Source organism: Achromobacter sp. 2789STDY5608615 (assembly GCF_001298995.1).
GTDB lineage: Bacteria > Pseudomonadota > Gammaproteobacteria > Burkholderiales > Burkholderiaceae_B > Achromobacter > Achromobacter insuavis.
On the sequence record NZ_CYTY01000062.1, the window covers coordinates 1 to 26,520 of the forward strand.

The 26,520-nt window shown below is 70.0% G+C and carries 25 protein-coding genes and 1 pseudogene; 11 read left to right on the top strand and 15 right to left on the bottom strand.

Going from position 1 to position 26,520, the window contains the following annotated elements:
• Positions 1-155 precede the first annotated feature (155 nt).
• From AOZ49_RS29610 to AOZ49_RS29645, 8 genes are all read right to left on the bottom strand, one after another.
• Positions 156-638 (bottom strand): YajQ family cyclic di-GMP-binding protein, encoded by a 483-nt coding sequence (locus AOZ49_RS29610; protein ID WP_008167359.1) that lies wholly within the window; start codon positions 636-638, stop codon positions 156-158.
• A 79-nt stretch (positions 639-717) separates the two neighbouring features.
• A complete protein-coding gene (locus AOZ49_RS29615) occupies positions 718-1,506 on the bottom strand; it encodes a heme ABC transporter ATP-binding protein (RefSeq protein ID WP_054428619.1) in 789 nt (262 codons plus the stop codon).
• Complete coding sequence (locus AOZ49_RS29620) at positions 1,503-2,501, bottom strand: FecCD family ABC transporter permease (RefSeq protein ID WP_054428620.1); 999 nt, start codon at positions 2,499-2,501, stop codon at positions 1,503-1,505. The genes AOZ49_RS29615 and AOZ49_RS29620 overlap by 4 nt, the downstream gene beginning before the upstream one ends.
• Entirely contained in the window at positions 2,485-3,318 is an 834-nt protein-coding gene (locus tag AOZ49_RS29625) for a heme/hemin ABC transporter substrate-binding protein (protein WP_054428621.1), read from the bottom strand. The genes AOZ49_RS29620 and AOZ49_RS29625 overlap by 17 nt, the downstream gene beginning before the upstream one ends.
• A gap of 10 nt (positions 3,319-3,328) precedes the next feature.
• On the bottom strand, positions 3,329-4,387 hold the full coding sequence (locus AOZ49_RS29630) for a hemin-degrading factor (RefSeq protein ID WP_156349954.1): 1,059 nt from the start codon (positions 4,385-4,387) through the stop codon (positions 3,329-3,331).
• Between the two features lie 68 nt (positions 4,388-4,455).
• The gene (locus tag AOZ49_RS29635; protein ID WP_054479451.1) at positions 4,456-7,074 is read right to left on the bottom strand and encodes a TonB-dependent hemoglobin/transferrin/lactoferrin family receptor; all 2,619 of its coding nucleotides are present in this window, start codon (positions 7,072-7,074) and stop codon (positions 4,456-4,458) included.
• 112 nt (positions 7,075-7,186) lie between these two features.
• Positions 7,187-8,170 (bottom strand): FecR domain-containing protein, encoded by a 984-nt coding sequence (locus tag AOZ49_RS29640; protein ID WP_082380644.1) that lies wholly within the window; start codon positions 8,168-8,170, stop codon positions 7,187-7,189.
• Positions 8,167-8,676, bottom strand: a complete 510-nt coding sequence (locus tag AOZ49_RS29645; RefSeq protein ID WP_054428624.1) for a sigma-70 family RNA polymerase sigma factor — start codon at positions 8,674-8,676, stop codon at positions 8,167-8,169. The genes AOZ49_RS29640 and AOZ49_RS29645 overlap by 4 nt, the downstream gene beginning before the upstream one ends.
• A 208-nt stretch (positions 8,677-8,884) precedes the next feature.
• Between AOZ49_RS29645 and AOZ49_RS29650 the strand changes: the two genes are divergently transcribed.
• Both AOZ49_RS29650 and AOZ49_RS29655 read left to right on the top strand, forming a co-directional pair.
• Entirely contained in the window at positions 8,885-9,352 is a 468-nt protein-coding gene (locus AOZ49_RS29650; protein WP_054429227.1) for a CopD family protein, read from the top strand.
• A gap of 127 nt (positions 9,353-9,479) precedes the next feature.
• On the top strand, positions 9,480-10,343 hold the full coding sequence (locus tag AOZ49_RS29655; protein ID WP_054479455.1) for a hypothetical protein: 864 nt from the start codon (positions 9,480-9,482) through the stop codon (positions 10,341-10,343).
• On the opposite strand, the gene AOZ49_RS29660 is transcribed toward AOZ49_RS29655, so the two are convergent.
• Positions 10,340-11,290, bottom strand: a complete 951-nt coding sequence (locus AOZ49_RS29660) for a LysR family transcriptional regulator (protein WP_054479457.1) — start codon at positions 11,288-11,290, stop codon at positions 10,340-10,342. The two genes, AOZ49_RS29655 and AOZ49_RS29660, sit on opposite strands and share 4 nt — an antisense overlap.
• 156 nt (positions 11,291-11,446) lie before the next feature.
• Between AOZ49_RS29660 and AOZ49_RS29665 the strand changes: the two genes are divergently transcribed.
• The 3 genes from AOZ49_RS29665 (at position 11,447) to AOZ49_RS29680 (ending at position 14,733) form a co-directional block, all read left to right on the top strand.
• A complete protein-coding gene (locus tag AOZ49_RS29665) occupies positions 11,447-12,460 on the top strand; it encodes a tripartite tricarboxylate transporter substrate binding protein (protein ID WP_054479460.1) in 1,014 nt (337 codons plus the stop codon).
• A gap of 1,046 nt (positions 12,461-13,506) precedes the next feature.
• The gene (locus AOZ49_RS29675; RefSeq protein ID WP_054428629.1) at positions 13,507-14,199 is read left to right on the top strand and encodes a helix-turn-helix transcriptional regulator; all 693 of its coding nucleotides are present in this window, start codon (positions 13,507-13,509) and stop codon (positions 14,197-14,199) included.
• Positions 14,200-14,310: 111 nt separating this feature from the next.
• The gene (locus AOZ49_RS29680; protein WP_054428630.1) at positions 14,311-14,733 is read left to right on the top strand and encodes a VOC family protein; all 423 of its coding nucleotides are present in this window, start codon (positions 14,311-14,313) and stop codon (positions 14,731-14,733) included.
• On the opposite strand, the gene AOZ49_RS29685 is transcribed toward AOZ49_RS29680, so the two are convergent.
• Positions 14,705-16,015 (bottom strand): SLC13 family permease, encoded by a 1,311-nt coding sequence (locus AOZ49_RS29685; protein ID WP_054428631.1) that lies wholly within the window; start codon positions 16,013-16,015, stop codon positions 14,705-14,707. The genes AOZ49_RS29680 and AOZ49_RS29685 overlap by 29 nt on opposite strands.
• A gap of 109 nt (positions 16,016-16,124) precedes the next feature.
• On the opposite strand from AOZ49_RS29685, the gene AOZ49_RS29690 reads away from it, so the two are divergent.
• Entirely contained in the window at positions 16,125-17,045 is a 921-nt protein-coding gene (locus tag AOZ49_RS29690; RefSeq protein ID WP_054479462.1) for a LysR family transcriptional regulator, read from the top strand.
• Here the strand turns inward: AOZ49_RS29690 and AOZ49_RS29695 are convergent.
• Positions 17,017-18,152, bottom strand: a pseudogene (locus AOZ49_RS29695) (pyridoxal-phosphate dependent enzyme). The gene AOZ49_RS29690 and the pseudogene AOZ49_RS29695 sit on opposite strands and share 29 nt — an antisense overlap.
• 102 nt (positions 18,153-18,254) lie before the next feature.
• On the opposite strand from AOZ49_RS29695, the gene AOZ49_RS29700 reads away from it, so the two are divergent.
• Positions 18,255-19,160: a LysR family transcriptional regulator gene (locus tag AOZ49_RS29700; protein ID WP_054479465.1), complete on the top strand. Its 906-nt coding sequence runs from the start codon at positions 18,255-18,257 to the stop codon at positions 19,158-19,160.
• A 27-nt stretch (positions 19,161-19,187) separates the two neighbouring features.
• On the opposite strand, the gene AOZ49_RS29705 is transcribed toward AOZ49_RS29700, so the two are convergent.
• Together AOZ49_RS29705 and kynU are read right to left on the bottom strand one after the other, a co-directional pair.
• On the bottom strand, positions 19,188-20,573 hold the full coding sequence (locus tag AOZ49_RS29705) for an amino acid permease (protein ID WP_054479467.1): 1,386 nt from the start codon (positions 20,571-20,573) through the stop codon (positions 19,188-19,190).
• Positions 20,574-20,631: 58 nt separating this feature from the next.
• Complete coding sequence (kynU, locus tag AOZ49_RS29710) at positions 20,632-21,882, bottom strand: kynureninase (protein ID WP_054428635.1); 1,251 nt, start codon at positions 21,880-21,882, stop codon at positions 20,632-20,634.
• Between the two features lie 138 nt (positions 21,883-22,020).
• Between kynU and AOZ49_RS29715 the strand changes: the two genes are divergently transcribed.
• Positions 22,021-22,494, top strand: coding sequence for an Lrp/AsnC family transcriptional regulator (locus tag AOZ49_RS29715; protein ID WP_020926585.1), 474 nt, complete (start codon positions 22,021-22,023; stop codon positions 22,492-22,494).
• Between the two features lie 10 nt (positions 22,495-22,504).
• Here the strand turns inward: AOZ49_RS29715 and AOZ49_RS29720 are convergent, their stop codons facing one another.
• Both AOZ49_RS29720 and AOZ49_RS29725 read right to left on the bottom strand, forming a co-directional pair.
• Entirely contained in the window at positions 22,505-23,128 is a 624-nt protein-coding gene (locus tag AOZ49_RS29720) for a PAQR family membrane homeostasis protein TrhA (protein WP_054479469.1), read from the bottom strand.
• A 147-nt stretch (positions 23,129-23,275) separates the two neighbouring features.
• On the bottom strand, positions 23,276-24,364 hold the full coding sequence (locus AOZ49_RS29725) for a P1 family peptidase (RefSeq protein ID WP_197286801.1): 1,089 nt from the start codon (positions 24,362-24,364) through the stop codon (positions 23,276-23,278).
• A 192-nt stretch (positions 24,365-24,556) separates the two neighbouring features.
• Here AOZ49_RS29725 and AOZ49_RS29730 point away from each other — a divergent pair, with 192 nt between their 5' ends.
• The 3 genes from AOZ49_RS29730 to AOZ49_RS29740 form a co-directional block, all read left to right on the top strand.
• Positions 24,557-25,342, top strand: a complete 786-nt coding sequence (locus AOZ49_RS29730) for an amino acid ABC transporter substrate-binding protein (RefSeq protein ID WP_006390998.1) — start codon at positions 24,557-24,559, stop codon at positions 25,340-25,342.
• A gap of 81 nt (positions 25,343-25,423) precedes the next feature.
• Entirely contained in the window at positions 25,424-26,104 is a 681-nt protein-coding gene (locus AOZ49_RS29735) for an ABC transporter permease subunit (protein WP_054479471.1), read from the top strand.
• Positions 26,101-26,520: ATP-binding cassette domain-containing protein (locus AOZ49_RS29740; RefSeq protein ID WP_156355787.1), on the top strand; the 420-nt coding region annotated here is incomplete at its 3' end. The genes AOZ49_RS29735 and AOZ49_RS29740, both read left to right, overlap by 4 nt.

The window sequence follows — 26,520 nt, forward strand, 5'->3', positions numbered from 1 at the left end:
TGAAGGGAAGGCCGAAGGCCTGGACGAAGATGACGAAGGGGGGGGGGCGCCTAGGCAAGTCCGGAGCGAACGCTCCGGACCGCAATCGTGGGCGCCCACCCCCCAGGCGCCCCGCGCAACGGGCGGCCTACGAAGCCCCCGCCGCCAAAAAAAACTCAGTCCCGAAAATTCTCAAACTGCAACGGCAAATCCACATCCGTCTTCTTCAACAACGCAATCGCCGTCTGCAGATCATCCCGCTTCTTCCCGCTGATCCGCAGCTTGTCGCCATTGATCTGGCTCTCGACCTTGAGCTTGGCGTTCTTGATCGCCGCGATCAGCTTCTTGGCCACCGGCTGCTCGATGCCCTGCTTGATCGTCACCTTCTGCCGCGCCCCGCCCAGGTTCTCCAGCGGATCCGCCACATCCAGGCAGCGCACGTCGATCCCGCGCGCCGACAGCCGGCCGCGCAGGATATCCAGCATCTGCTTGAGCTGGAACGCGCTGGAGGCGATCTGCGTCACCACGAAGCCTTCCAGCTCGAACTTGGCATCCGTGCCCTTGAAATCGAAACGGGTGGCGAGCTCGCGGTTGGCTTGGTCGATGGCGTTGGTGAGTTCGTGTTTGTCGACTTCGGAGACGACGTCGAAAGTAGGCATGACACTAGGTCCTGTCGGTAGATGAGGAAAAGGCGGCCGCGGCCGCCGCGATGCCCCATTTTACCGGGGCTCGCCCCCATCAAGCCATCAGCACCAGCAAGCGGTCGGCCTGCAGCGGATGCGGCATCACCTGCGCCTCGATGCCATACGCCAGGAACAGGTTGGCCGGCGTCAGCACCTCGGCCGGCGTGCCCAGCGCCACCGCCTGGCCGCCGCTCAGCAGCAGCAGGCGATCGCACCAGCGCGCCGCCAGGTTCATGTCGTGCAGGATGACCAGCACGCCCGTATGGCTTTCGCGCGCCAGCTGCGCCGCGCGCCGCATCAGGTCGGCCTGGTGCTTCGGATCCAGGCTGGCAGTGGGCTCGTCCAGCAGCAGATAGCGGGCCTCGCCCGCGGCCCGCGCCGCGCGGCACTGCACCAGCACCCGGGCGAACTGCACCCGCTGCTGCTCGCCGCCCGACAGTTGCGGATAGCGGCGCCCGTCCAGGTGGCTGACGTCGGCCCATTCCAGGGCCTGGCGCGCCAGCGCGTCGACCTCGGCCGGCGACAGTTCGGGAAAGGGATAGGCGCCCATCGCCACCACCTCGCGCACCCCCAGGTCGAAGGTCAGCCCGGGCTTCTGCGGCAGCACCGCGCGCTTGCGCGCCTGTTCGCGCGGCGGCATCGCGTCCAGCGGGCGGCCATCCAGCGTCAGGCTGCCGCCGTCGGCGCCCAGCTCGGCCGACAGCGCGCCCAGCAGGGTCGACTTGCCGGCGCCATTGCTGCCCAGCAGGCCCACCACTTCGCCAGGATGGATCGCCAGCGACACGCGCTCCAGGATGCGCTTGCCGTCGCGCGCCAGGGTCAGGTTTTCAGCGGCCAGCATCAACCGTGCCTCCGGCCGCGCGCCAGCAACCACAGGAAGAACGGCCCGCCGACCAGTCCGGTCACCAGGCCGATCGGCAGTTCGGCCGGCACCACCACGATGCGCGCCAGCCAGTCCGCCAGCGTCATCACCAGCCCGCCGCCCAGCAGACAGGCGGGCAGCAGCAGGCGATGGTTGGCGCCCAGCGTCATGCGCACCAGGTGCGGCACCACCAGGCCGACGAACACGATGGTGCCGCTGGCGGCCACCAGCGGCCCGACGATCAGGGTGCAGGCCAGCACCAGCCGGGCCCGCGCCTGCTTGAGCGAATAGCCCAGGTGCTGGGCTTCGCGCTCGCCCAGCAGCAGCGCGTTCATCACGCGCCACTGGCGCATCAGCCAGAGCGACAGCAGCAGCACCCACGGCCCCAGGAAGGCCAGCAGCTTCCAGCTCGCGCCGGCCAGGCTGCCCATGTTCCAGAAGGTCAGGTCGCGCAGCTGCGCGTCGGAAGCCATGAAGGTGAACAGGCCGATCAGGCTGAAGGCGATGGCGGTGATCGCCACCCCCGCCAGCAGCAGCCCGGCCACGCCCGGCACGCGCCGGCCCACCATGTAGGCCGACAGCGTCGCGATCAGGCTGCCGATGAAGGCGCCCGGCGCGGTGTACCAGAAGCCGCCATGCGTCATCACGATGGCGATGACGGCGCCCAGCGACGCGCCGGCGGAAATGCCGATCAGGCCGGGCTCGGCCAGCGGATTGCGGAACAGCGCCTGCAGCGCCGCGCCCGAGATCGCCAGGCCGGCGCCCATCACCACCGCCAGCAGCACGCGCGGCAGGCGGATGTCGATCAGCACATTGCGCCACAACGCCTGCTCCGGCGTGGGCGTGCCCCACAACAGCGACGGCAGCTCGCGCAACGGAATCGAGACCGCGCCGCTGGCGCTGGCCGCCAGCACCGCCGCCACCAACGCCACCGCCAGCAACACCAGCGCCAGGGGCGGGTTAGCGCGCCATGGCATGCGCGGCCTCCTGTTTGAGCTGGGTCAGCGCCTGCGGCAGGCGCGGCCCCAGGCCCAGGATCAGCAGGTCGTCCATGACGATGATGCGCTGCTTCGCGGCGGCTTGCGTCACGGCGATGCCGGGCAGCCGCGCGAACCCTTCCAGGCCGCCGCTGGCCTGCAGCGATTCACGCGTCACGATGATCAGGTCCGGCGCCAGCGCGCCGATGGCCTCGGGCGACAGCGGCTTGTAGCCCTGCTGCCCGTCCAGCACATTGGCCAGCCCGGCCAGGTGCATGACCTCGGCCGCCGCGGTGCCATGCCCCGCGCCCTGCGGCGCGCCGTTGCGGTTGATCAGCAGCAGCGCCCGCGCGCGGGTGGCCGGCAGCGCCTCGGCCTTGTCGAGCTCGCGCGTGACCTCCTGCACCATCCGTTCGCCTTCCGGCGCCACGTCCAGCGCGCCGGCGACGGCGCGGATGCGCGCCTTGAGCGAGTCGACCGACGGCGCGTCCGGCACGCTCACGACCTTCACGCCGACTTCGCCCAGGCGCTTGAGCGCCTCGGGCGGGCCGGCCTGCTCGGACGCCAGCACCAGGTCGGGCTTGAGCGCCAGCACGCCCTCCACCGGCACCGCGCGGTAATAGCCGACGCGCGGCAGCCTGGTCGCGGCTTCCGGGTACAGGCTGGACTGGTCGTCGCCCACCAGCCTGTCGCCCTGCCCCAGACCGTACACGATCTCCGTCACGCTACCGCCCAGGGTCACCACGCGCGCCGGCGGCGCCGCCTGCGCGCAAGCCACCAGCATCCATCCCGCCGCCATCGCCAGCCATTTCTTCATTGCTTCATCCTCACGCGGCCAACGGCACGCGGCACAGACCCAACATCAATTCGCGCCAGCCCGGTAGTTCCGGCTTGCCCGGCTTGCGCTCGCCAAAGAACTGCGCGATCAGGTCGCCGCTGGAAGAATACAGCTCCAGCGACGTCACCCAGCCATCGCTGGTGGGCTTGTTGACCACCCACGCCGACGCGATGGCGGTGGTGTCCAGATGCAGGTTGAACTTCGGGTCCAGCACGTTATACCAGGGACCGGTGCGGCGCAGCTGCTCAACGGGTCCGGTATGGATCTGGATCATGCCCCGGTTGCCGACGAAGCACATGATCGACAGGCCGCTGCCCGCGGCCGACTCCAGCATGCGCTCGACCGATTCCACCGGCACGGTCTGGGCCAGGTCCTCGCCGGCCGCCTCCAGCGCCGCCAGGCGCGACACCTTGAACTTGCGCAGCAGCGGGAAGAACTCGTGCGTGTCCTGCATGCCGAGCCAGGCCTGGCGCCACTGCGCGCTGTCCTCGACTCGCGGCGCGTCGGCGGCGGGCGCATAGGGCGCGGTCTCGGGCCAGCGCGACGCGCCGGCGAACCGGGCCACCAGCGCATCGAACGCTGCGGCGTTGGTGGCCTCGGTGCGGTAGACCTTGTGCACCGCCACGCCCTCGCCGTCGAAGAACTGCAGGCTGTGACGGCCGTCCTGCTCGACCGCCCAGGCCGAGCGCCAGCTCGAAAAGAACACGCGCAGGTCGATGTCGGGACCCAGCACCAGACCCACCGGCCCGTCGGCCTGGATGTCCAGGTATTCGCCGTGGCGTTCATGCACGCACCAGTCATTGCGCGTCAAGGCCATCACCGGTCCCAGCGTGCCCAGTTCGCGGAAGATCTCCTGCGGCTGGCCGTGCAGTTCGGTGGCCTTGACGCCGCCACAGCCGGCGGCGACCCATTCGGCCTCGGACACGCCCAGCGCCTGCGCCAGGTTGCGGGCGCGCAGGCCGGGTTGGCTCGCCGCCAGCGCGTCGTTGCGCGCGCGCAGGTCGGCGGCGCGGGTATCGAAATCGGTGTGCTTCACTTCTTGGTTCATTGCGGGCTCTCCGGCCGGAATGGAAAATCAGGACTGCCGCCGCTGACGCGCAGCGGCGGCAGCGCGGGTCAGTATTGATAAGTCAGTGAGACGCGCAGGCTGCGCCCCGGTTCCGTGTACCAGTCCACCGGCCGCGGCAGGGCCGTGGCGCCCGCGGTCGGCACGTTGATCGCTTCCCAGTACTTCTTGTCGAACAGGTTGAACACGCCGGCCTGCACCTGCAGCCCCTTGACCGCCGTCGGCCGCCAGTAGCCCATCAGGTCCACCACGCCGTAGCCGGGCGCCTGGAAGTCGCGGTTGGGCGTCGTGGCGCCGGCTTCCGGGTACTCGACCTTGTTGCGGCGCAGGGCGGTCGTCAGCATCGCGTCCACGCCCCACACGTCGCGGCCGTAGCCCACGCCCAGCACCGCCTTCAGCGGCGCCACCGAGTTCAGGTACTGGCCGGTGCCCTCATCCTTGCCCACGGCCCACGCCAGCGAGCCCCAGGTGCGCCAGCCCGGCGAGAACTTCCAGTGCGCGCTGGCCTCGGCGCCGTAGATGCGCACCTTGGCGCGGTTGACGTTGCCGGTGACGCCCAGCGGGTACTGCCCGGCCCAGCCCGGCTGCCATTGCGGCGAGTTGGCATCCAGCGGCACATTGCTGTCGATGAAATTCTGGTAACGGTTGTCGAAGAACGATAACGCGCCGCCGAGCGAATCGGAACCCAGCTTGGCGCCCAGCTCCCAGCCCTTGCTGGTTTCCGGCTTCAGGTAGGGGTTGCCGACCCGCAGGTAGGTGCCGGGGCCGCCGTAGTTGGTGTACAGCTGCGTCGCGCTGGGCGCCTTGAAGCCATACGCGTACTGCGCGTACAGGCTCAGGTCGTCGGCCGCCTTCCAGGTGGTCAGCAGCTTGGGCGAGAAGCGCCCGCCGCTGTTCTCGGGCGGCAGCACGCCGCCGTTGCGGTTGCTGGCGTAGCTCTCGGTGGACTTGGGCGTCTGCTCGTAGTGGTCGTAGCGCAGCGCCGGCATGACGGTGTAGCGGCCGTCGCCGAAGCTGAACTCGTCGGACACCCACAGCGCCCACTGGCTGCCCTTGGACAGCGGCACGTCGGCCTGGTTGGTGTGCAGCATGTCGCAGGTGCGCGGGCCGAACGGCGCCGGGGTGCCGGGACGCACCGTCGGGCAGTTGTCGTAGCCATTGGAGTTCTGCTCGGTCTTGTTGCCGTACCACTCGCCGCCCACGGTCCACAGCTGCGATACCGCGTTGCCCGCCAGGCGCTTGGTCAGCTCGCCGTTGGCGCCGAACATGGTCTGGCGGATGGAGTTGTTGCGGCCATAGGCGCCGCTGGGAAAGCCGTAGAGGGACGGATCGCCAGGAATGATGTTGGCGCGCGAATCGCGGCTGCGCTCGCCGTCGAGCGCGCTGTCGAGCTGCATGCGCTGCCAGTACACCACCGCGGTGGCGCTGTCGATCCAGCCGCCCTCGGCGGGCGCCTTGTAGGAATAATCGAGCGACACGCGCTGGCGCTCGGTTTCCTTTCGGGTGGTGTTCTCGCCGATCAGGTAGCTGGTGCCCGGCCCCTGCTCGAACATGCTGTCCTGGGTGGCCTTGCGCTTGAAGTATTCGCCGGTCAGGCCGAAGCGGTGGCCGCCTTCGACGCGCTGCTGCAGCTTGAGCAGGAAGCTGCGCTGGTCGTAGTCCTCGGGGGTCGGCTGGTTGCGGCGCGGGCCGTAGCCGCCGACGTCGCCGCGGTTGTCGAGCGCGTGGCCGTTGCGCACGCCCGCCTGCACCAGCCAGAAGGTATTGCTGTGGATCTGCCCGGCCAGCGCGGCGTTGGCGCCCCAGCTGCTGTCGGCGGTGTCGTAGTCGGTCTTGGCCAGCGCGCCGAAGGTCTTGCCGTCGGTCAGCAGGTCCGAGGGATCGAGCGTGTACAGGTCGGCCATGCCCGAGATGGCGCCCGAACCGCCGGCGCTGGCGTCGGCGCCGCGCACGATGTCCAGGCGCGACAGGGAATTGAAGTCCACCGCCTCCAGGCCGCCCTTGACGCCGCGCGCGCCGTCGTCGAGCCACGGCAGGCGGATGCCGTCCACGCGCGTCAGCACGCGGTCCTGGTCGAGGCCGCGGATGTTGATGCTGTTGTTCTGGCGGTTGAAATTCACGCCGGGTTCCAGGCGCTTGCCCAGGTCGCTCCAGCTGCGCACCTGCGCGTCGTCCAGGCGCTTGCGGTCGCTGCGGGTTTCCCAGGCCGGCGTGACCGCCGCGCCCTCGCCTTCCACCGTGACCGGCGTCAGCTGCGTCACGCCGGTCTGCGACAAGGCCTGCAGCACGAACACGCCGGGGCTGCGCTCGCGCGCGGCCAGGCCGCTGCCGGCCAGCAGGCGGGCGAAACCGTCAGCCACGGAATACTCCCCGTTCAGTCCGGCACCGCGGCGCTGGCCCACCAGCGCCGCGTCGAACAGCACCGTGACGCCGGCGTTGTCGGCGAAGCGCGACAGATTCTCGGCCAGCGGACCGGCCGGAATGCGGTAGCTGCGCGCCTGCTCGGCCGGCGCGGCCTGGGCCTGCGCGGCCGCGGCCGGCCACAGCGCGACGGCCGGGGCAGCCAGCACGGTGGCAATGCGCAGCGCCAGGGCCAGGCGGGTCAATCGGCATGGAGCCTCTCGGTTCAAGGGGGTGCCGCGGGCGCGGCTGGCGGGGGAGTGAGCCATGGTCGTCCTTTCGATCCAACGGGTATCGGCATTTGTTTGCCTCTACTGACCATGACCCTCGGCCAACGCCAACCGGACAATTCGCCCCCGGCATTTTTGTAACAACGACAAATCAGGCCTGTCCCGCGCGCGGCATGATCGTCACCCAGTACGCGCTGCGGTAGCGCACCTGCACCGGCAGCGTGGACGGCAAGGCCGCCAGCACCGCGTCGGTATCCTGCAATTGGAAGGCGCCGGAGATGCGCAGCCCGGCGACTGCCGGATCACAGCGCAGCACGCCCGGCCGGTAGCGGCCCAGCTCCGCCGCGAAGGCGTCCAGGCGCCAGGCGCTGGCGTGCAGCACGCCGCGCGTCCAGTCGGCGGCATGCGGGTCGGCCGGCTCGATGCGCGGCGCGTCATCATCGCGCAGCCAGGCCTGCTCGCCGGCGGCCAGCGCCAGGCTGGCGTCGCCGCGGCGCAGCGTCACGCCGCCCTCCTGCACGCTGACGCGGCAGGCAGAGCCGTCTTCGCGCACGCAGAAGCGCGCCGCCTGCGCCTGGATATCGCCCTGCTTCGTGCGCACCACGAAGGGCCGCGCATGGGCGCCGGTCTCGGCCACCGCATGGACCGCGATCTCGCCGGCGCGCAGCCGCACCAGCCGCTGGTCGGCGTCGTACAGGACGTCGACCGCGCTGGCGGTGTTCAGGCGCATGGAGGAACCGTCGCTGAGCGCCACCTGGCGCTGTTCGCCGGTCGCGCTGCGGTAGTCGGCGGTCCATTCGAACGGACTGGCGCGCCAGGCGGCCCAACCCGCCGGCCCGGCCACGATCAGCGCGGCCAGCGTCTTGAGCGCCGCGCGCCGACCGGCCGATTCGGGCCGGTTCAACGCCGCCATGCCAAGGGACGCCGGGATCAGGCCGAAGCGCTGATTGACGCGCTGCGCGCGCTGCCAGGCATATTCATGCTCGGCCTTGCTGGCGCGCCATTGCTGGCAGGCATGGACGTCGGCATCGGTGGCGCGCTCGGAACTCAGGCGCAGCAGCCAGCGCGCCGCCTCGCGCGCGACCTTGCGGTCGACGGCGGGCAGTTCGCCCGCCACGCCCCACTGGGCGCTCACATCACCGCCATGATGCATTGCTCGTACCCCTTGGCGATGTAGCGGTGCACCGACCGCACCGACACGTTCAGCCGCGCGGCGATCTCGATATGGCTGAGCCCTTCGAGCTGCGCCATCAGGAAGGCCTGGCGCGCCGGCCGCGCCAGGCCCGCCAGCATCTCGTCGATTTCCTGCAACGTTTCGAGGATGAGCAGGCGCTGCTCGGGCGACGGCGCCGTGGCCTCGGGCATGGCCGCCAGGGCGTCCAGGTAGGCCTGTTCGAGCGAGCGGCGCCGGTAGTGATTCAGCACCAGGCGCTTGGCGATGGTGGTCAGGTAGGCGCGCGGCTCGCGCAGCGCGTCGAGTTCGTGCCGGTGCCGCAGCACTCGCAGGAAGGTGTCCTGCGCCAGGTCGGCGGCATCGCAGGAATTGCCCAGCTTGCCCCGCAACCAGCCATGCAGCCATCCGTGGTGCGCGCGGTAGAGCAGATGGACGGCGTCGCCGGAGGCAAGCGCAAGGTTGGACACGGTGGACTCCCGAACTCTCTTGATCACAAATAAAAATCAATCTCATTCTAAATGCAAAACCCTGACACGCGTCAAGAAGCCCGCCCGGGCGGCATGGGGATATATGATGGGGACAGATTCGGCCGCCTTGTCCCCGGCGGCCACAGCCCACAGCCAGGCCTCGCCGCCGGCATCGCGCCGGCGCGGCCCCTTCCCGAACTCCGACACCATGCTCTACAGCGCCCTCAAACTCATCCACCTGCTGGCCGTGATCCTCTGGGTCGGCGGCATGCTGTTCGCCCACTGTTTCCTGCGGCCGGCGGCCGCGCAACTCGAACCGCCGCAGCGCCTGCGGTTGATGGCCGCGGTGCTGGGCCCGTTCCTGAACGCGGTGCTGGCCGCCATCGTGCTGATCCTGGCGACCGGCGCGGTCATGATCGGCCAGGAGGCGGCCCAGGCCGCGCGCAGCGGCGGCGCCTTCTTCATGCCGCGCGCCTGGACCGTGATGGCCACGGGCGGGCTGGTGATGACGGCCATCTATGCCTACATCCGCGCGGCGCTCTATCCGCGCCTGCGCGCGGCGGTGGCCGCCTCGGAATGGCCGCGCGGCGGCCAGGCCATGGCCGGCATCCGCCGCTGGGTCGGGGTCAACCTGGCGCTGGGGCTGCTGATCGTGGCGGCCGTCTTCCTGCTATAGCCGGGCGCAGCTATCGGCCAGGCTCGGCCGCCTATCGGATTTCTTTGGACTGGTGCAATACGCCGTACATCCGGCGTGGCCACACTGGACCGGACTCTCGCGGGTCTTACACATAAAAGGAAAATCCATGATCAAACGCGTCTTGCCCCTGGCCGCCCTGGGCCTGTCCCTGGCCACCCTCTCGGCCGCCTTCGCCGCCGCCCCCATCGACAACAGCGCGCTCGAGCAGCCCGCCTTCCGCGAACACAAGACGACCTACGGCGTGGTCTACCGCCTGCCGCAGGACGTCAACGCCGTGCTGGACGCCAAGGTCAACGGCGCGCTCAAGCAGGACTTGCTGGCCCTCGGCCTGAAGACCGAGGCCGAAACGCCCAACATCCCGCACGTGACCGTGGTCCACATCCACAGCGCCGACAGCGCCACGCCGCAGCGCATGCTGCGCGCGCTGCCCAAGCCGCCGGCGCCGCTGCAGGTCACCCTCAAGGACTTCTACCCGACCGAAGCCGCCAAGGGCGCGGGCCACCCGTGGTGGCTGGACCTGGGCGTGGTCAAGAGCGGCGCGGGCTTCGAGGCCATGATGGCCTACAACACCGTGACCACGGCTGCCCTGGCGCCGCTGCGCGACGGCCCGCTGCCGCGCGTGACCGGCCCGGTCTACGCCAAGATGGCCGACGCCGGCCGCGACCTGGTCAAGACCATGGGCGTGAGCGGCGTCAACGTGATGAAGGACGGCAAGGAAGTGCGCGCCCACAACCCGCACACCACGCTGGTCTACAGCATGGCGCTGTACGACGCGCGCCTGGCCGACGCCATGAAGCAGGAGTCCGCCAAGTTCAACGCCGTGCTGCCCGACGGCATCCAGACCACCTTCAAGGACGTGTCCATCGTCGAGATCGGTTTCGCCGGCAACGTGCTGCGCGAGATCTACCGCGTCAGCCTGGAAGACGGCTCGGCCATCGACGTGGCCACCGGCAAGCCGGTCGCCCGCTAAGCCGGGACGTCCGCGGCCAGGCGCTCGCGCAGCACGTCGCGCACCTGGCCGCGCAGCCACGCCTGCAACGGCGAGGCGTGCTGGCGGCGCGCCCACACCATCGCCAGTTCCATGCGCCGCAGCCGCGCCGGCATTTCCAGCATCGCCAGCGGGAAATGGCGGCAGTGCGCCCGCGCCACGCTGGCCGGCATGGTGGTGGCATAGTCAGTGTCCACCAGCACGTAGGGCGCCACGCCGAAACCCGACAGATAGGCCGAGAACGTCATGCGGCCGGCGCCCGGCTTGAGCAGCCGGTCGAAGGTCGTCTCGCGGCCGTACATCTGCTCGAACGCGAACCACTTGATGGCGCCCAGGTCGGCCAGCGTCAGCGCGCCGCGCCCGGCCCAGGGATGCCGCGCCGACAGCACGCAGACGCGACGGTCGGTATACAGCGCGTCGCGGTGAAAGCGCGCCGGCACCTTGCCGAACAGGCCGATGGCGATGTGCAGCCGTTCGGCCTCCAGGTCATCGGGCGCGAAGTCGCCGTGCAGCGACTGGAAGCGCAGCGTCACGCCGGGCGCGGCGCGGTGCAGCCGCTCGATCAGCGGCGCGGCCAGCAGGATCTCGCTGTGCGCGCCGGTGCCGATGTTGACCACGCCTTCGGCGCGCGCCGGATCGAAGGCCTCGGCCGGACGCAGCGCGGCCTCGAGCTGCGCCAGCGCGTCGTGCACCGCCGCATGCAGTTCCAGCGCGCGCTCCGTCGGGATGAAGCGGCCCTTCACCACCACCAGCAGCGGATCCTCCAGCCGCAGGCGCAGGCGCGCCAGGTCGCGGCTGATGGCCGGCTGCGTCTTGTGCAGCAGGCGCGAACTGGCGGTGGCGCTGCGCGTGCGCATCAGCACGTCGAAGGTCAGCAGCAGGTTCATGTCGAGCCTGCGCAGGGAGGGCAAGGAGTGGGCGTCGCTCATGGCGAGATGCTATGCCGTAACTGAATGACTGAAAAGAACCATACCGAATTCGATATGGTGGTCTTGCGCCACCGGCATTGGGCAGGCGCCGCCGGCTTGGCTACAGTCCGCCACGGACCGGGCGTTTCGACCCGGCCACCCGCTACGGAGACAACCATGGGCCCCACCCGCCACCTTCCCGCGCCGCGGCGCCTGCGCCCCGTGCTGGCCCGCTGGGCCGGCCGTGCCCTGCTGGCGCTGGCCGCCTGCCTGCCGCTGGCCGCCCAGGCCGCCGACTTCCCCAGCCGCCCGATCACGCTGGCGGTGCCCTTCCCCGCCGGCGGCACGCCCGACATCCTGGCGCGCCTGCTCAGCGACAACATTTCCAAGCGTCTCGGCCAGCCGCTGATCGTCGAGAACCGCGCCGGCGCCGGCGGCAACATCGGCGCGCAGGCGGTGGCGCGCGCCGCCCCCGACGGCCAGACGCTGCTGATGTGCGCGTTCGGTTGCACCGTGGCGCCGTCGCTCTACCAGCCGGCGCCCTACGACATCGTCAAGGACTTCGCCCCCGTCGCCATGATCGGCACCGTGCCGAGCGTGCTGGTGGTCAATCCCAAGGTGCCGGCCGACACGCTGCCGGCGCTGCTGGCGTATGCCCGCGCCAACCCCGGCAAGCTCAATTCGGCCTCCTCCGGCATCGGCGGCTCGGCCCACCTGGCGACCGAGCTGCTCAAGCAGCGCGCCGGCATCGACCTGGCCCACATCCCGTACAAGGGCGCCGGCCAGGTGGCGGCCGACCTGCTCGGCGGCCAGGTCGACATGTACTTCGACAACCTGCCGGCCTCGCTGGCCAACATCCGCGCCGGCAAGCTGCGCGCCCTGGCGGTGGCCAGCGCCGCGCGCGCGCCGGCGATTCCGGACGTGCCGACCTTCGCCGAGGCCGGCGTACCCGACTTCCTGATCACGCCCTGGTTCGGCGTGATGGCGCCGGCCGGCACGCCGGCCCCGGTGCTGGACACGCTGCACGACGCCTTCGCCCAGGCGCTGCAGGCGCCCGAGGTGGCGGCCAAGATGCGCGAACTGGGCGTCGAGACCGCCGCCGGCTCGCGCGCCGACCTGGGCCGCTTCGTCACCACCGAAACGGCCAAGTGGAAACAGGTCATCGAGACCAACCACATCAAGGCCGAATGATGGCCGCTGCCCCTGACGACGGCCCGGCGCTGGCGCCGATCCGCCTGCGCGACATGGGCGCGTTCCACGTCGGCGGCCGCGACCTGGCGCTCAGCGGCCTGCCGCGGCGCGAGCTGGTCATGGCCGAAGGCGGCCAGCCGGTGGCGCTGGATCCCAACGGCACCTACCGCGTCGAACAGATGTACGCGCAGTACTTCCTGCCGGAGCCGGCCAACGGCCGGCCGCCGCTGGCGTTCTGGCATGGCGGCGGCATGACCGGCGCGGCCTGGGAGACCACGCCGGACGGCCGCCCGGGCTGGCTGCACTATTTCCTGCGGCGCGGCTGGGACGCCTACCTGTGCGATGCGGTGGAACGCGGCCGCGCCGGCGCCGCGCCGCACGTCTGGCCCGACGCGCCGGTGGTGCAGGCGCGGGAGGACTGCTACACGCGCTTTCGCATCGGCCGCCCGGGCACCCGGCCCGGCCCCGGCAGCGCCTACCCGGACACGCAGTTCCCGCTGGAGGCGTTCGACGCGCTGGCCGCGCAGATGGTGCCGCGCTGGGTCCACACCGATGCCGCCATCCTGCGCGCCTACCAGGCTTTCCTGGAGCGGATCGGCGCGGCCATCGTGGTCTGCCATTCGCAGGCCGGCGTGTTCGGCATCCGCGCCGCCCACGCCCAGCCCGAGCGGGTGCGGGCGCTGGTGGCGCTGGAGCCGGCCAGCATCCCCGACCTGGGGCCCGATGCCCGCTACGACACCCCTACCCTGATCGTGATGGGCGACCACATGGACACCGACCCGCGCTGGCCGCGGATGCGGGCGCGGGTGCGGGAATTCGCCGCGCGCCATGCCAGCGTCACGGTGCTGTCGCTGCCCGACCAGGGCATCCACGGCAACTCGCATATGCTGATGATGGACCGCAACAGCCTGGCGCTGGCCGGGCGGGTGCACGACTGGCTGGCGGCGCTGCCGGGTTGGGTCAGCAGGATAAGGACGGCGGGCCGAGGCTTCCGGCTGCTGCCGTTTTCGTGGCAGCATTACGCCGTTGCGCCCTTGCCCGCCCCCATGTCCCGCACCGAACGCCTCCTGGACCTGCTGCAGACCCTGCGCTGCCACCGCCTGCCCGTCAGCGGCCACCGCCTGGCCGCCGACCTGGGCGTCAGCCTGCGCACGCTGTACCGCGACATCGCCACGCTGCAGGCCCAGGGCGCCGAAATCGAGGGCGAGCCGGGCATCGGCTACGTGCTGCGGCCCGGCTTCATGCTGCCGCCGCTGATGTTCAGCACCGAAGAAATCGAGGCCCTGGTGCTGGGCACCCGCTGGGTCGCCGGCCGCTCGGACGCGCGGCTGGGCCAGGCCGCCGCCAACGCGCTGGCCAAGATCAGCGCGGTGCTGCCGCAGGAACTGCGCGACGAACTGGACGCCATTCCGCTGCTGGTCGGCCCCAGCAGCTGGGCGGTGGTCGACCGGGTCGACCTGTCCCTGATCCGCCAGGCGATCCGCGGCGAACAGAAGATCGCCATCACCTACCGCGACGACAAGGGCGCCGATTCCGAGCGCGTCATCTGGCCGTTCGCCCTGGGTTTTTTCGACAGCGTGCGCATCGTCATGGCCTGGTGCGAACTGCGCCAGGACTTCCGCCATTTCCGCACCGACCGCATCGCCACGCTCGAGCCCGGGCAACGCTATCCGCGCCGCCGCCACGTGCTGCTCAAGGAATGGCGCGCCCTCAATACCGCCAAGTCCGACGGCTGCTGATCCGGGGCGTCCGCCGCCGCGCCGGCGGGTGCGACATCGGCATGAAGACTACTGACAAAATCTGACAGCATGTCTCTCTAAGATGGGCGCTCATTCAACCAGGAGCGCATCATGTCCGCCAAGAACTTCGTCATTTTCTACGTCGACAAGCCCGAGGCCAGCGCGGCGTTCTACAGCGCGCTGCTGAACCGCCCGCCCGTCGAAAGCTCGCCCACCTTCGCGCTGTTCGCGCTCGATTCCGGCCTGATGCTGGGCCTGTGGTCGCGCCACACCGTCGAACCGGCCGCCGCCGGCCGCGGCGGCTGCACCGAACTGGCCTTCACCGTGCCCGACGCCGACGCGCTCAACCGGCGCCACCTCGACTGGAGCCTGCGCGGCCTGCCGATCCTGCAGGCGCCCACCAACATGGACTTCGGCCGCACCTTCGTGGCGCTCGACCCCGACGGCCACCGCCTGCGCGTGTTCGCGCCGGCGCCCGACGCCGTCCCCGCCGAGGAGGAACTGGTCACGATCCCGGCATTCCCAGGAGCCTGAACCACAGGTAGTCCAGCGGCACCAGCGCCACGAACGACACCAGCGCGGTCAGCAGGCTCAGCGCCAGCCCGCTGCGCGCCGGCACCTGGCCCATGCCCATCGCCACCACGATGGGCGAGGCCTGGTACGGCATGATGACGGTGGCGTAGCCGGCCACCTGCGCCATCAGCACCGTCATCAGCGGAAAGCCCGAGGCCTGCGCCAGCGTCTCGGCCAGCGGCGTATACAGGGCCGGCACGCCGTTGGCCGTGACCACGAAGTTCAGCGCCGCCGACAGCCCCACCAGCGAAAAGAAGCTCTGCATCGGCGCCTCGGGCGACAGCGGCAGCCAGGCCAGCAAGGCGCGGCCGATGATGCCGCCCAGGCCGCTGTCGGCCACCATCGCGGCCAGCCCCAGGATGCCCGCCACGTAGATCGCGGTGCGGAAATTCACCTCCTTGCCGAACTGCTCGCCGCTGACGAAACCCACCTTGGGCAACAGGCACACACAGGCCGACGCCAGCCCGATCCAGGCCGGCGACACGCCGTGCCATCCGTCCGTCACCCAGCCCAGCAACGTCAGCCCCAGCAGCACGGCCAGGCGCTTTTCCGCCGCCGACAGGGGCTGGGCGGCGGGCGCAGGCGGCGCCGCCTCGGGGGTGTCGCGGAACAGCCAGGCAATACAGGCCACCAGCACCGCGCCTTTCAGGATGCCCAGCACCGGCGCATGCAGCCACAGGTATGGCAGGTAGCCCAGCTGCAGGCCATAGCTGGATTCGATGCTGCCCGCCATCACCAGGTTGGGCACGTTGGCCGGCAGGATGGAGGTGGACAGCTGGAAGGTGCCAAAGCCCACCGCCAGCGCCAGGCCGATGCGCCCGCGCCGGCCCGCGACCAGGCCGATCTGGTCGGCATAGGCCAGCACGATCGGCATCAGCAGGGCGATACGGCCCATGTTCGACGGCATCACGAAGGCCAGCAGGTAGGTCAGCGCCACCACGCCGGCCACCACCTTGGGATACGAACCCGACAGGCGCCGCGACAGCGCGCTCGCCATGCGGTCGGCCAGGCCCGTGTACTTCAGCGCCAGGCCCAGCACGTAGCCGCTCAGCACCAGCCAGAATGCCGCCGACGAGAATCCGGAGAACACCACCTCGCGCGGGGCGGCGGCGACGATCATCGCGGCGCTGAAGAACAGCAGCGCCGTCAGGTATTCCGGCAAGCGCGAAAAGGCCCACAACGCGATCGTGATCGCGGTGATCAGCGCGGGTAGAATCGGAAAACCGGAGGCGACAAGATGCATGGGCAAACCACCACGAGAACACGAATCGGCGCAGTGTACGGACCCTGTCCGCGGCTGAAAATGCGCGATTCGCAGAGGCTGCCTGCGCGCATCGCGTAGGCTCGCCGCCATGCGTTTCGATCTGACCGACCTGGCGCTGTTCCTGCACGTGGTGCGGGCCGGCAGCATCACCCACGGCGCCGCCCGCGCCAACCTGGCGCTGGCCGCCGCCAGCGCCCGCATCCGCAACCTAGAAGCCTCGCTCGGCGCGCCGCTGCTGGAGCGCCGCCGCCAGGGCGTCATCCCCACCCCGGCCGGCCTGAAGCTGGCCGCCCATGCCCGCATCATGCTGGCCCAGGCCGACCGCCTGCGCGACGACCTGGCCGACTTCTCCGGCGAATTCGGCGGCTCGGTGCGCCTGCTGTCCAACACCAACGCGCTGACCGCCTTCCTGCCCGAGGCGCTGGGCGGTTTCCTGGCGGCGCACCCGCGCATCAACGTCGAACTGCAGGAAATGCTGAGCGACGAGATCGTCGAGTGCATCGCCGACGGCTCGGCCGATATCGGCATCGTCGCCGGCACGGTCGACACCGGCGCCCTGCAGACTTATGCCTACCGCGCCGACCGCTTCGTGCTGATCGTGCCGGCCGGCCACGCGCTGGCGGACCGGGCCGAGGTCGCCTTTCGCGACGTGCTCGACGAGGACTTCGTCGGACTCGACCGCAGCAGCGCGCTGCAACGCTTTCTGGCGCGGCAGGCGCTGGTGGTCGGCAAGCCCATCAAGCTGCGGGTGCAGCTGCGCAGCTTCGACGCCATGTGCCGGCTGGTCGAGGCCGGCGTCGGCGTGGGCATCGTGCCCGAGACCACGGCCGACAGTATGCGCCAGCTGCTCCGGGTGACGCCGGTGGCGCTGTCCGACGCCTGGGCCGCGCGCCAACTGCTGCTGTGCGTGCAGTCGCGCGAGACCCTCAGCGCCCGCGCCCGCCGCCTGCTCGACCACCTGCTGGCGGACGCGGCGGCGGTCACGCCGCCGAATACAGATCCGTCATGAACTGCGTGGCCTTGATGCCGGTGCCGGTCAGCAGCACCACGGTGCGCTCGGCGTCGCGGATGACGCCGCGCGCCCGCAGCCTGTCCAGCGCCGCCGCGGCGGTGGCGCTGGTGGGCTCGGCGTAGAGCCCCATCGCCGCCAGCTTGCGCACCGCGGCGATGATGTCCGCCTCCGGCACCGCGACGGTCTGGCCGCCGCTGGCGCGGATCGCCTGCAGCACTTCGCGCAGGCGCACCGGCTGCCTGATCGCGGTGCCCTCGGCCACGGTCGGCAGCACGTCGCGCGCCACCAGCGTGTCGACGCCGGCCTGGAAGCTGGCGTCCACCGGCGAGCAGTTCAGCGGCTGGGCCACGAACAGGCGCGGCAGGCGCTTGATCTGTCCGGCCGCCAGCAGCTCGGCAAAGCCGATGGCGCAGCCCAGCACGTTGCTGCCCGCGCCCCCCCCGGAATCACCACGTTGTCCGGCGCCTCGAAACCGAAGTCCTCCCACATCTCGTAGGCGATGGACTTGGTGCCCTGCAGGAAGAACGGCTGCCAGTTGTGGCTGGCGTAGAAGATCCGCGCGGAGGCCTCGATCGCGGCGGTCTCGGCGTTCTCGCGCGGCCCCTCCACCAGCCGCACGTCGGCGCCGAACGCGCGGATCTGCGCCACCTTGGCGCTGGACGTGTAGGCCGGCGCGAAGATCGTGACGCCCATGCCCGCCGCCGCGCCGAAGGCCGCGATGGCGGCGCCGCCATTGCCCGAACTGTCCTCGGCGATGGCGTCGATGCCGATCTGGCGCAGCCACGACAGCATCACCGCGGCGCCGCGGTCCTTGAAGCTGCAGGTGGGGTTGAACCATTCCAGCTTGAAATGCGGCCGCAGCCCGCCCCAGGCGCGCTCCACCATCGGCGTGCCGCCCTCGCCCATCGACACCGGTCGCTCGATCGCCGCCGGCAGCGCGGCGCGGTAGCGCCACAGCGAGCGCTCGCCGCGATCGATGTCGTCGCGCGAGATGCCCGGCAGCGGCGAGATCATCAGCGGCGTGCGCGCCTCGGAACACCAGCGGGCCTCGCCCAGCGCATGGCGCGCGCCGGTGAGGGGATCGAAATAGTGGGGATCGGACATGGCGGTCAACCTGGCGGAAAGTCGGGAAGGGTCGCAGTCTAGGTCCGCCCCCGCACTCGGTGTTGCAATATCATGTTGCGATAATCGCAATGGAGAATCGCCGTGGAACGTGGCGCCCTATGGGAATACCAGGTGTTCTGCGCCGTCGCCGAACGCCAGAGCTTCGTGCTGGCGGCGCGCGCGCTGGGCGCCTCGCCCAGCGCCGTCACCCGCGCGGTGCAGGCGCTGGAGCGCCAGGTCGGCGCGCAGCTGCTGTTGCGCAGCAAGAGCAGCGTGGTGCTGACGCCGCAGGGCGAAAGCTACTTCGAATACGCGCGCGAGCTGCTGCGCCTGGAAAGCCAGGCGCGCGAGGCCTTGCGCGACGCCCAGCAAGGCGATCAGGGCCGCCTGCGCTTCTCGGCGCCCGACCTGCTGGGCGTGACCCTGCTGCCGGCCGTGCTGCGCCGCTACGCGGCCGAGCATCCGGGCGTCACGGTGGACATCCACTACACCGACAAGGCAATCGACCCGATCGCCGAGGGCCTGGATTTCGCCATCCGCGGCGGCTTCCCGGCGTCCAGCGACCTGCTGGGCGCGCGCCTGTGGCCCTACGAGCGGCTGCTGTGCGCCAGCCCGGACTACGTGGCGCGCCTGGGCCTGCCGCGCGAACCCGAGGAGCTGGCGCGGCACCGGCTCATCATGCATACCGGTCCGCGCGTGTTAAAGGATTGGCACCTGCGGCGCGACAAGCGCATCGTGCGGATGCATGCCGAACCGGTGGTGCGGGTCAGCACCGGCAGCGGCCTGATGGCGCTGGCGCTGCAGGGCGTGGGCATCGCGCGGCTGGCCGACTGGGCGGCGGCGCCGGAGATCGCCCGCGGCACGCTGGTGCGGGTCTGTCCCGGCTACACCGCCACCTCGGCGCAAGGCATGGCGCCGCAGATGCATGCGGTGTACGGATCGCGTTCGCTGCCGGCGCGCGCCCGCGCCATGCTGGCGGCGATCCGCCAGGGCGCGGGCGCCGTTTGAAAGACGCTAGGAGCGCTGCTGTCGCGCCTACAGCACCACCGCCGCGGCGGACTTGCGGAACAGCAGCAGATACAGCGCCGCCAGCACCAGCAGGAACGGCACGCCGAACACCAGCGTCATCTTGAACACGCCGGTGAAATAGGTCGTGACCAGGATCGCCAGCATGGCGCCGGCGCCCAGCAGCGTCAGCAGCGGAAAGCCCGGCATGCGGAACGACAGCGCCGCGCCGCCCTCGCGCGCCCAGCGGCGGCGGAAGAAGTAGTGCGTGACGAAGATCATCATCCACGTGAACAGCGCGCCGAACATCGAGATCGCCATCATCAGCGTGAACGAGGTCTCCGGATACAGCACGTTCAGCACGGTGGCGATGGCGATGCCGCTGGTCGACAGCAGCAGCGCGTTCAGCGGCGTGCCGCTGCGCGTCAGCTTGCCCAGCGCCGCCGGCGCGTGGCCGGCGCGCGACAGGCTGAACATCATGCGGGTGGTGATGTACAGCTGGCTGTTCATGGCCGACAGCGCCGCCACCAGCACGATGAAGTTGATGACGCCGGCCGCGTACGGCACCTGCACCGCTTCCATCACCGTCACGAACGGGCTGCCGCCCTTGCCGGCCTGGTCCCACGGCACGATGGCCAGGATCAGCGCCAGCGTCAGCAGGTAGAACACCACCAGCCGCACGATGGTGGCGCGGAACGCCTTCTTCACCGCGCGCTCGGGGTCCTCGGCCTCGCCCGCCGCCACCGCGATCATCTCCACGCTCAGGTAGCTGAAGATCGAGATGACCACCGCGATCCACATGCCCCACACGCCGTTGGGGAAGAAGCCGCCGTGCGCCGTGTACTGCGCCGCGCCGTATTGCGGACTGCCCCAGACCACGTAGGCGCCCAGGATGATGAACGCCACGATGGCGCTGATCTTGATGGTCGAGAACCAGTACTCGATGGTGCCGAACGCCTTCACGCTCATGGCGTTGATGAAGATCAGCGCCGCCGAGAACAGGCAGACCCATTGCCAGCCCGGCACCGACGGGAACCAGAACTTCATGTACTCGGCCACCGCGGTGACCTCGGTGCCCACCGCCAGCACCACGCACGACCAGTACGCATAGCGCACCAGGAAGCCGGCCAGCGGGCCGATGTAGTGCTCGGCGTAGGCGCCGAACGAGCCCGAGGTGGAATGCGCCACCGTCATCTCGGCCAGGCAGCCCATCAGCAGCAGCGTGATGAGCCCGCCGATGGCGTAGCTGATGATGACGCTGGGGCCGGCGAAGCCGATCGCGAACTTGCTGCCCAGGAACAGGCCGGTGCCGATGGCCCCGCCGATCGCGATCATGCTCATCTGGCCGGACGTCAGGCGACGCTTGAGCCCCTGCTCCCGTTCGGCGATCTTGCCGAAGCCTTGTGGTTGTTTCATTGTCTCCTCCGGTACTGCGCTCTCTTGTTGGATGTCGCTTGGGCCGGTGCGCCGCCGCTCAGGTCACGGCCGAGCGCTGCTTGAACTCGGGCTTGTCCCAGGCCTTGCTGTCGAGCACGTCCTTGAGGATCTCGACCGCGTCCCAGACGTCGGCGTAACCGAAGTACAGCGGCGTCAGGCCGAAGCGCAGCACCTCGGGTTCGCGATAATCGCCGATCAGGCCGCGCGCGATCAGCGCCTGCATGACCTCGTAGCCGTTCGGGTGGCGCAGGCTGACGTGGCTGCCGCGCTCGGCGTGGTTGCGCGGCGTCACCAGCGTCAGCGGATGGCCGGCGCAGCGTTCCTCGACCAGGGCGATGAACAGGTCGGCCAGCGCCAGCGACTTCTTGCGCACCTCGGCCATGTCGGCCTCGCGCGCCACGTCCAGGCCGCACTCGACCATGGCCAGCGACACGATCGGCTGAGTGCCGCACAGGTAGCGGCGGATGCCGCCTGCCGGCTCGTAGGCGACCGTCATGTCGAACGGACGCTGGTGGCCCCACCAGCCCGACAGCGGCTGCCAGAAGTCGGGAATGTGGCGCGGCGCCACCCAGATGAAGGCCGGCGAGCCGGGGCCGCCGTTCAGGTACTTATAGGTGCAGCCCACGGCGTAGTCGGCGTCGGCGCCGTTCAGGTCCACCGGCACCGCGCCGGCGGCGTGCGCCAGGTCCCAGATGACCAGCGCGCCGCGCTCGTGCGCCTGGCGCGTGACCGCGGCCATGTCGTGCATCTGGCCGCTGCGGTAGTTGACGTGCGACAGCAGCACCACCGCCACGTCCTCGTCCAGCGCTCGGTCCAGCGGCAGTTCGTCGTCGATCAGGCGCATCTCGTAGCCCTGCTGCAGCAGGTCGATCATGCCCTGGATCATGTACAGGTCGGTGGGGAAGTTGTCGCGCTCGGACAGGATCACGCGGCGCTCGGGCTGGCGCTTCTGCTGGATGCGCAGGCTGGCCGCCAGGGCCTTGAAGATGTTCAGCGAGGTGGTGTCGGTGATGACCAGCTCGCCTTCTTTCGCGCCCAGCAGGCCGGCCAGCTTGTCGCCCAGCCGCGACGGCAGCTCGAACCAGCCGGCGGTGTTCCAGCTGCGGATCAGGCCCGTGCCCCATTCCTGGGTGATGACCTCGGCGGCGCGGGCCGCGGCGGCGCGCGGCATCACGCCCAGCGAATTGCCGTCCATGTAGAGCACGCCGGGCGGCAGATCGAAACGCGCCTTCAGCGGCGCCAGGGGGTCCTGCCGGTCGGCGGCGACACAGGCTTCACGGGTATGCATTCACAGCTCCTTCGGGCAATATGCTGGCTACATACTAGCAGCGTGACCAAGCCGAATAGTTGCAAAACAAGGCGTGGCTAACCCTAGGATTTCGCATTAAATTGCGTCATAGACCATTTTTTCGAATTGGATTGCACCATGCAATTGGACGCCATCGACCACCGCATCCTCTACCGCCTGCAGGAGAACAGCCAGCTCAGCAACCAGGACCTGGCCGAGCAGGTGGCGCTGTCGCCGTCGGCCTGCCTGCGGCGGGTGCGGGCGCTGGAGGAAGGCGGGCTGATCCGGGGCTACCGCGCCGTGCTCGACGCCGAGCGGCTGGGGTTCGAACTGGAGGCCGTCGTGCACGTGTCGCTGGACCAGTCCCGCGCCGGCTGGCACGAGGAATTCCTGGCCGGCATCGCCCTGTATGACGAGATCACCGAGGCCAGCATCGTCACCGGCGCCTCCAACTACATCCTGACGGTGCGCACCCGCAACCTGGCGGCGTTCTCGCAGTTCGTGGAGGACAAGCTCAGCAAGATCGCGGGCGTGCGCGACCTGTGTTCGCATATCGTCATGCGGAAAGTGAAGAACCGCGGCGGCATGCTGCCGCTGGCGGCCTGGCGCTGACGGCCCGCGCTCAGGCGTGGCGCAGGAAGCCGAACACCGTGACGAAGTGGCAGGCCGACCCGCCCATGACAAACAGATGCCAGATGCCGTGGGCATGGCGCCAGCGCTTGTCGTTGGCGTAGAACACCGTGCCCACCGTATAGAGCCCGGCCCCGGCCAGCAGCCAGGCCAGCCCCGCGCCCGATAGCGCGCCGGCGATCGGCGCGGCGCACATCACGCCCAGCCATCCCATCGCCAGGTACAGCGGCAACGCCGGCGCGGCCCCGCTCGCCCACCATAGTTCGCGGCCGATGCCGTACAGCGCCAGCAGCCAGATCGCCACCGCCATGGCGGCGCCCCAGCCCAGTTCCGGCGGCACGAACGCCAGCGGCGTGTAGGTGCCGGCGATCAGCAGGTAGATGGCGCAGTGGTCGGCCTTGGCCCACAGCGCCTTGCGGCGTCCGCGCGAGCAGTGATACAGCACCGACGAGGCATAGACGGCGATCATCGACGCCGCGAACACGGCGCAGGCCACGGTCTGGCGCCACTCGACTTTCAATTCCGCGGCCCGCGCGATCAGGGCCCCCGAGGCGGCCACCGCCAAGGCCAGGCCGGCCAGGTGCGTGGCCCCGTTGAAGCGCTCTCCTTCGTACATGCCATCCCCTCCCGCGCAGGCGGTGCGCCGACGCTTTCGATCATGCCGGCGCGATATGACAGCTTGGGGTCAGCACGAACACGGGGGGCAGCAGCAAATGGCGTTCCTGCTTGCAGGCGCGCCATTTGGTCCAACAGAAAGCGGCGCTCAGGCGATGAAATCCACCGCCGCTGGATAGCCTTCCAGCGCGCGCGCCGCCAGGATGGCGCGCTGCACCGCGATCGCCATCGCCTCGGCCGCCATCACGCCCAGCAGCATCATGTTGGCGGGCTTGCTGGACACGCCCGTGCCCAGCGCGAACACGGTGTCGCCGTCGAGCATGGTGTGGATCGGGTTGATGGTGCGGGCCAGGCCGTCGTGCGCGGTCTGCGCCATCTTCTGCGCCTGCGCCTTGGTCAGCTTGACGTCGGTCGCCACCAGCCCGATGGTGGTGGCCGCGCCTTCGCGCATCGAGGTCGGCAGGTCGCCCGCCAGGATCGCCGCGCGCGTGTCCAGCAGCATCTTGCCGTCGGCGGTGCGGGCGCCGGCCAGCACGTGGCCGGTGGCCGGATCGACCACGTCGCCCACTGCATTGACCGCGACGATCGCGCCCACCGTGACGCCCGCCACGGTCAGCGAGGCGCTGCCCAGGCCGCCCTTCATGGCGCGCTTGGCGCCGTACAGCTTGCCGACCGTCGCCCCGGCGCCGGCGCCGACGTTGCCCTCCTGCGGCGGCTTGGCGCTGGCCGACTTGCAGGCCTGGTAGCCGGCGGCCGCGTCGGGCCGCACCGAGGCGTCGCCCACGCCCAGGTCGAACAGGATGGCGGCCGGCACGATCGGCACGTGCGCCACGCCGACGTCGAACCCGATCTTGCGTTCCTCCAGGTAGCGCATGACGCCGGTGGCCGCCTCCAGGCCGAAGGCGCTGCCGCCGGCCAGCATCACCGCATGCACTTTTTCCACCATGTTGACGGGATTGAGCAGGTCGGTCTCGCGCGTGCCCGGCGCGGCGCCGCGCACGTCCACGCCGCCGGTGGCGCCCGCTTCCGCGATGATGACCGTGCAGCCGGTCGGCCGCCGCGTGTCGGTGTAGTGCCCGACCTTGAGGCCGGCCACGTCGGTGATGCTGCCGCCGCCGGGCACCCGCCGCAGGCCGTTGGCGCCGTGCGCCGGCATGACGCCCGCGGACGCCGCGACACCCGCCGCCGCCATCATGAAAGCCCGCCTGTTCCACTGTTGTTGCACGCCTATCTCCATCTGGATACCGCCTGGATGAACCCCGGGCCGGGCGGCCCGGGGCGCGAATGCCGCATATGACTTGCCGCTATATTTTTACTATTCCTTATGCTTTGTGGAAAAATAGACGCGTTGTTAGAGTGCGGCTACACCGGAAGGCGGCGCGGCTGACGCGGGCCTTTCGCAGTGATCTCTCATCCGTGGAGCATTGCCATGAAACTCTTGCGCTCGTTGTTCATCGCCGGCCTGGTCCAGGTCGCCGCCCTGTCCGCCGCCCATGCCCAGTCGGGGCTGGACCAGATCAAGTCCGCCGGCGTGTTCAAGATCGGCACCGAAGGCACCTACGCTCCCTTCACCTTCCACGACGCATCCGGGCAGCTTACCGGTTTTGACGTCGACATTGGGCGCGCCATCGCCCAGCGCCTGGGCGTCAAGGCCGAATTCGTCGAAGGCAAGTGGGACGGCCTGATCGCCGGGCTCGACGCCAAGCGCTACGACGCCGTCATCAACCAGGTCGGCATCACCGACGCGCGCCGCGCCAAGTACGACTTCTCCGATCCCTACATCTCGTCGGCCGCCGTGCTGATCGTGCGCGACGACAACACCACCATCAAGTCGTTCGCCGACCTCAAGGGCAAAAAGTCCGCCAACACGCTCACCAGCAACTTCGGCAAGCTGGCGCAGAGCCACGGCGCGGAAGTGGTCGCGGTGCAAGGCTTCAACGAAGCCATCGACCTGCTGACCTCGGGCCGCGTCGAGGCCACGGTCAACGACAACCTGTCGTTCCTGGACTTCAAGAAGCAGAAGCCCAACGCCAAGGTCAAGATCGCCGCCACCGACAAGGCCGCCGAGTTCAGCAACTCCGGCGTGTTGCTGCGCAAGAACAATCCTGAACTGGTGGCCGCCATCAACAAGGCGCTGGCCGACATCAAGGCCGACGGCACCTACAAGACCATCTCGGTCAAGTACTTCGGCACGGACCTGTCGGCGCAGCAATAAGCGGTCCGCTCCATGACGCTCCCCGCCTGGCTGCACAACGTCCTGCCCGACTGGATTCTGGCCCAGGTCGACGCCCTCGCGGTGCCGGCCTGGGTGCAGTTGATGGCCGACTCGTTCTGGCCCCTGCTGCACGCCGGGCTGGTGTTCACCGTCCCGCTGACGCTGATGTCGTTCGCGCTGGGGCTGGCGCTGGCCTTCGTGGTGGCGCTGATCCGGCTGTTCGGGCCGGCGCCGCTGGTGGCGCTGGTGCGTTTCTACGTCTGGCTGATCCGCGGCACGCCGCTGCTGGTGCAGCTGTTCGTGATCTTCTACGGCCTGCCCAGCGTCGGCGTGGTGCTCGACCCGCTGCCGGCGGCGCTGATCGGCTTCACGCTGAACGTCGGCGCCTACAACTCCGAAGTGATCCGCGGCGCCATCGAGTCGATCTCCCGCGGCCAGTGGGAAGCCGCCTATTCCCTGAGCATGACGCGCGCCCAGGCGCTGCGCCGCACCGTGCTGCCGCAGGCCGCGCGGGTGGCGGCGCCGCCGCTGTCGAATTCCTTCATCGCCCTGGTCAAGGACACCTCGCTGGCCGCCGTGCTGACCGTGCCCGAGATCTTCCAGGCGGCCCAGCGCATCGCCGCCGTCACGTATGAACCGCTGATCCTGTACACCGAGGCCGCGCTGATCTACCTGGTGTTCAGTTCGGTGCTGTCCGCCGCCCAGGTGCGCCTGGAGCGACGCTTCGGCCAGCACGCGGTGTTTTCCGAGAAGAACCGATGATCCGCCTGGAACAGATCGAGAAATCCTTTGGCGGCAACCTGGTGCTCAAGCAGGTCGACGTGGCCATCGCCGAAGGCAGCGTCACCGCCCTGATCGGCCCGTCCGGCAGCGGCAAGAGCACCCTGCTGCGCTGCGTCAACCTGCTGGAAGTGCCCGACCGCGGCACGCTCGAGATCGGCCCCGAGCGGGTCGAGTTCGAGCCCGGCGAGAAGCTCTCGCGCGACCAGGTGCAGCGGGTGCGCATGCAGACCGGCATGGTGTTCCAGAACTTCCAGCTGTTCCCGCACCAGACCGTCATCGGCAATGTGATGGAAGGGCTGGTGACGGTGCAGAAATGGCCCGCCGACCGCGCCCGCGCGCGCGCCGAGGAGCTGCTGCGCAAGGTCAACATGCTGGACAAGGCCGAGGCCTGGCCC

Coding starts and splice junctions, on each gene's coding strand:
- AOZ49_RS29655 (WP_054479455.1), top strand. CDS start 9,480: ATGATCAAACGCGTCTTGCCCCTGGCCGCCCTGGGCCTGTCCCTGGCC.
- AOZ49_RS29630 (WP_156349954.1), bottom strand. CDS start 4,387: ATGAACCAAGAAGTGAAGCACACCGATTTCGATACCCGCGCCGCCGAC.
- AOZ49_RS29650 (WP_054429227.1), top strand. CDS start 8,885: ATGCTCTACAGCGCCCTCAAACTCATCCACCTGCTGGCCGTGATCCTC.
- AOZ49_RS29730 (WP_006390998.1), top strand. CDS start 24,557: ATGAAACTCTTGCGCTCGTTGTTCATCGCCGGCCTGGTCCAGGTCGCC.
- AOZ49_RS29715 (WP_020926585.1), top strand. CDS start 22,021: ATGCAATTGGACGCCATCGACCACCGCATCCTCTACCGCCTGCAGGAG.
- AOZ49_RS29665 (WP_054479460.1), top strand. CDS start 11,447: ATGGGCCCCACCCGCCACCTTCCCGCGCCGCGGCGCCTGCGCCCCGTG.
- AOZ49_RS29690 (WP_054479462.1), top strand. CDS start 16,125: ATGCGTTTCGATCTGACCGACCTGGCGCTGTTCCTGCACGTGGTGCGG.
- AOZ49_RS29625 (WP_054428621.1), bottom strand. CDS start 3,318: ATGAAGAAATGGCTGGCGATGGCGGCGGGATGGATGCTGGTGGCTTGC.
- AOZ49_RS29660 (WP_054479457.1), bottom strand. CDS start 11,290: ATGAGCGACGCCCACTCCTTGCCCTCCCTGCGCAGGCTCGACATGAAC.
- kynU (WP_054428635.1), bottom strand. CDS start 21,882: ATGCATACCCGTGAAGCCTGTGTCGCCGCCGACCGGCAGGACCCCCTG.
- AOZ49_RS29725 (WP_197286801.1), bottom strand. CDS start 24,364: ATGGAGATAGGCGTGCAACAACAGTGGAACAGGCGGGCTTTCATGATG.
- AOZ49_RS29675 (WP_054428629.1), top strand. CDS start 13,507: ATGTCCCGCACCGAACGCCTCCTGGACCTGCTGCAGACCCTGCGCTGC.
- AOZ49_RS29720 (WP_054479469.1), bottom strand. CDS start 23,128: ATGTACGAAGGAGAGCGCTTCAACGGGGCCACGCACCTGGCCGGCCTG.
- AOZ49_RS29685 (WP_054428631.1), bottom strand. CDS start 16,015: ATGCATCTTGTCGCCTCCGGTTTTCCGATTCTACCCGCGCTGATCACC.
- AOZ49_RS29680 (WP_054428630.1), top strand. CDS start 14,311: ATGTCCGCCAAGAACTTCGTCATTTTCTACGTCGACAAGCCCGAGGCC.
- AOZ49_RS29635 (WP_054479451.1), bottom strand. CDS start 7,074: ATGGCTCACTCCCCCGCCAGCCGCGCCCGCGGCACCCCCTTGAACCGA.
- AOZ49_RS29620 (WP_054428620.1), bottom strand. CDS start 2,501: ATGCCATGGCGCGCTAACCCGCCCCTGGCGCTGGTGTTGCTGGCGGTG.
- AOZ49_RS29610 (WP_008167359.1), bottom strand. CDS start 638: ATGCCTACTTTCGACGTCGTCTCCGAAGTCGACAAACACGAACTCACC.
- AOZ49_RS29705 (WP_054479467.1), bottom strand. CDS start 20,573: ATGAAACAACCACAAGGCTTCGGCAAGATCGCCGAACGGGAGCAGGGG.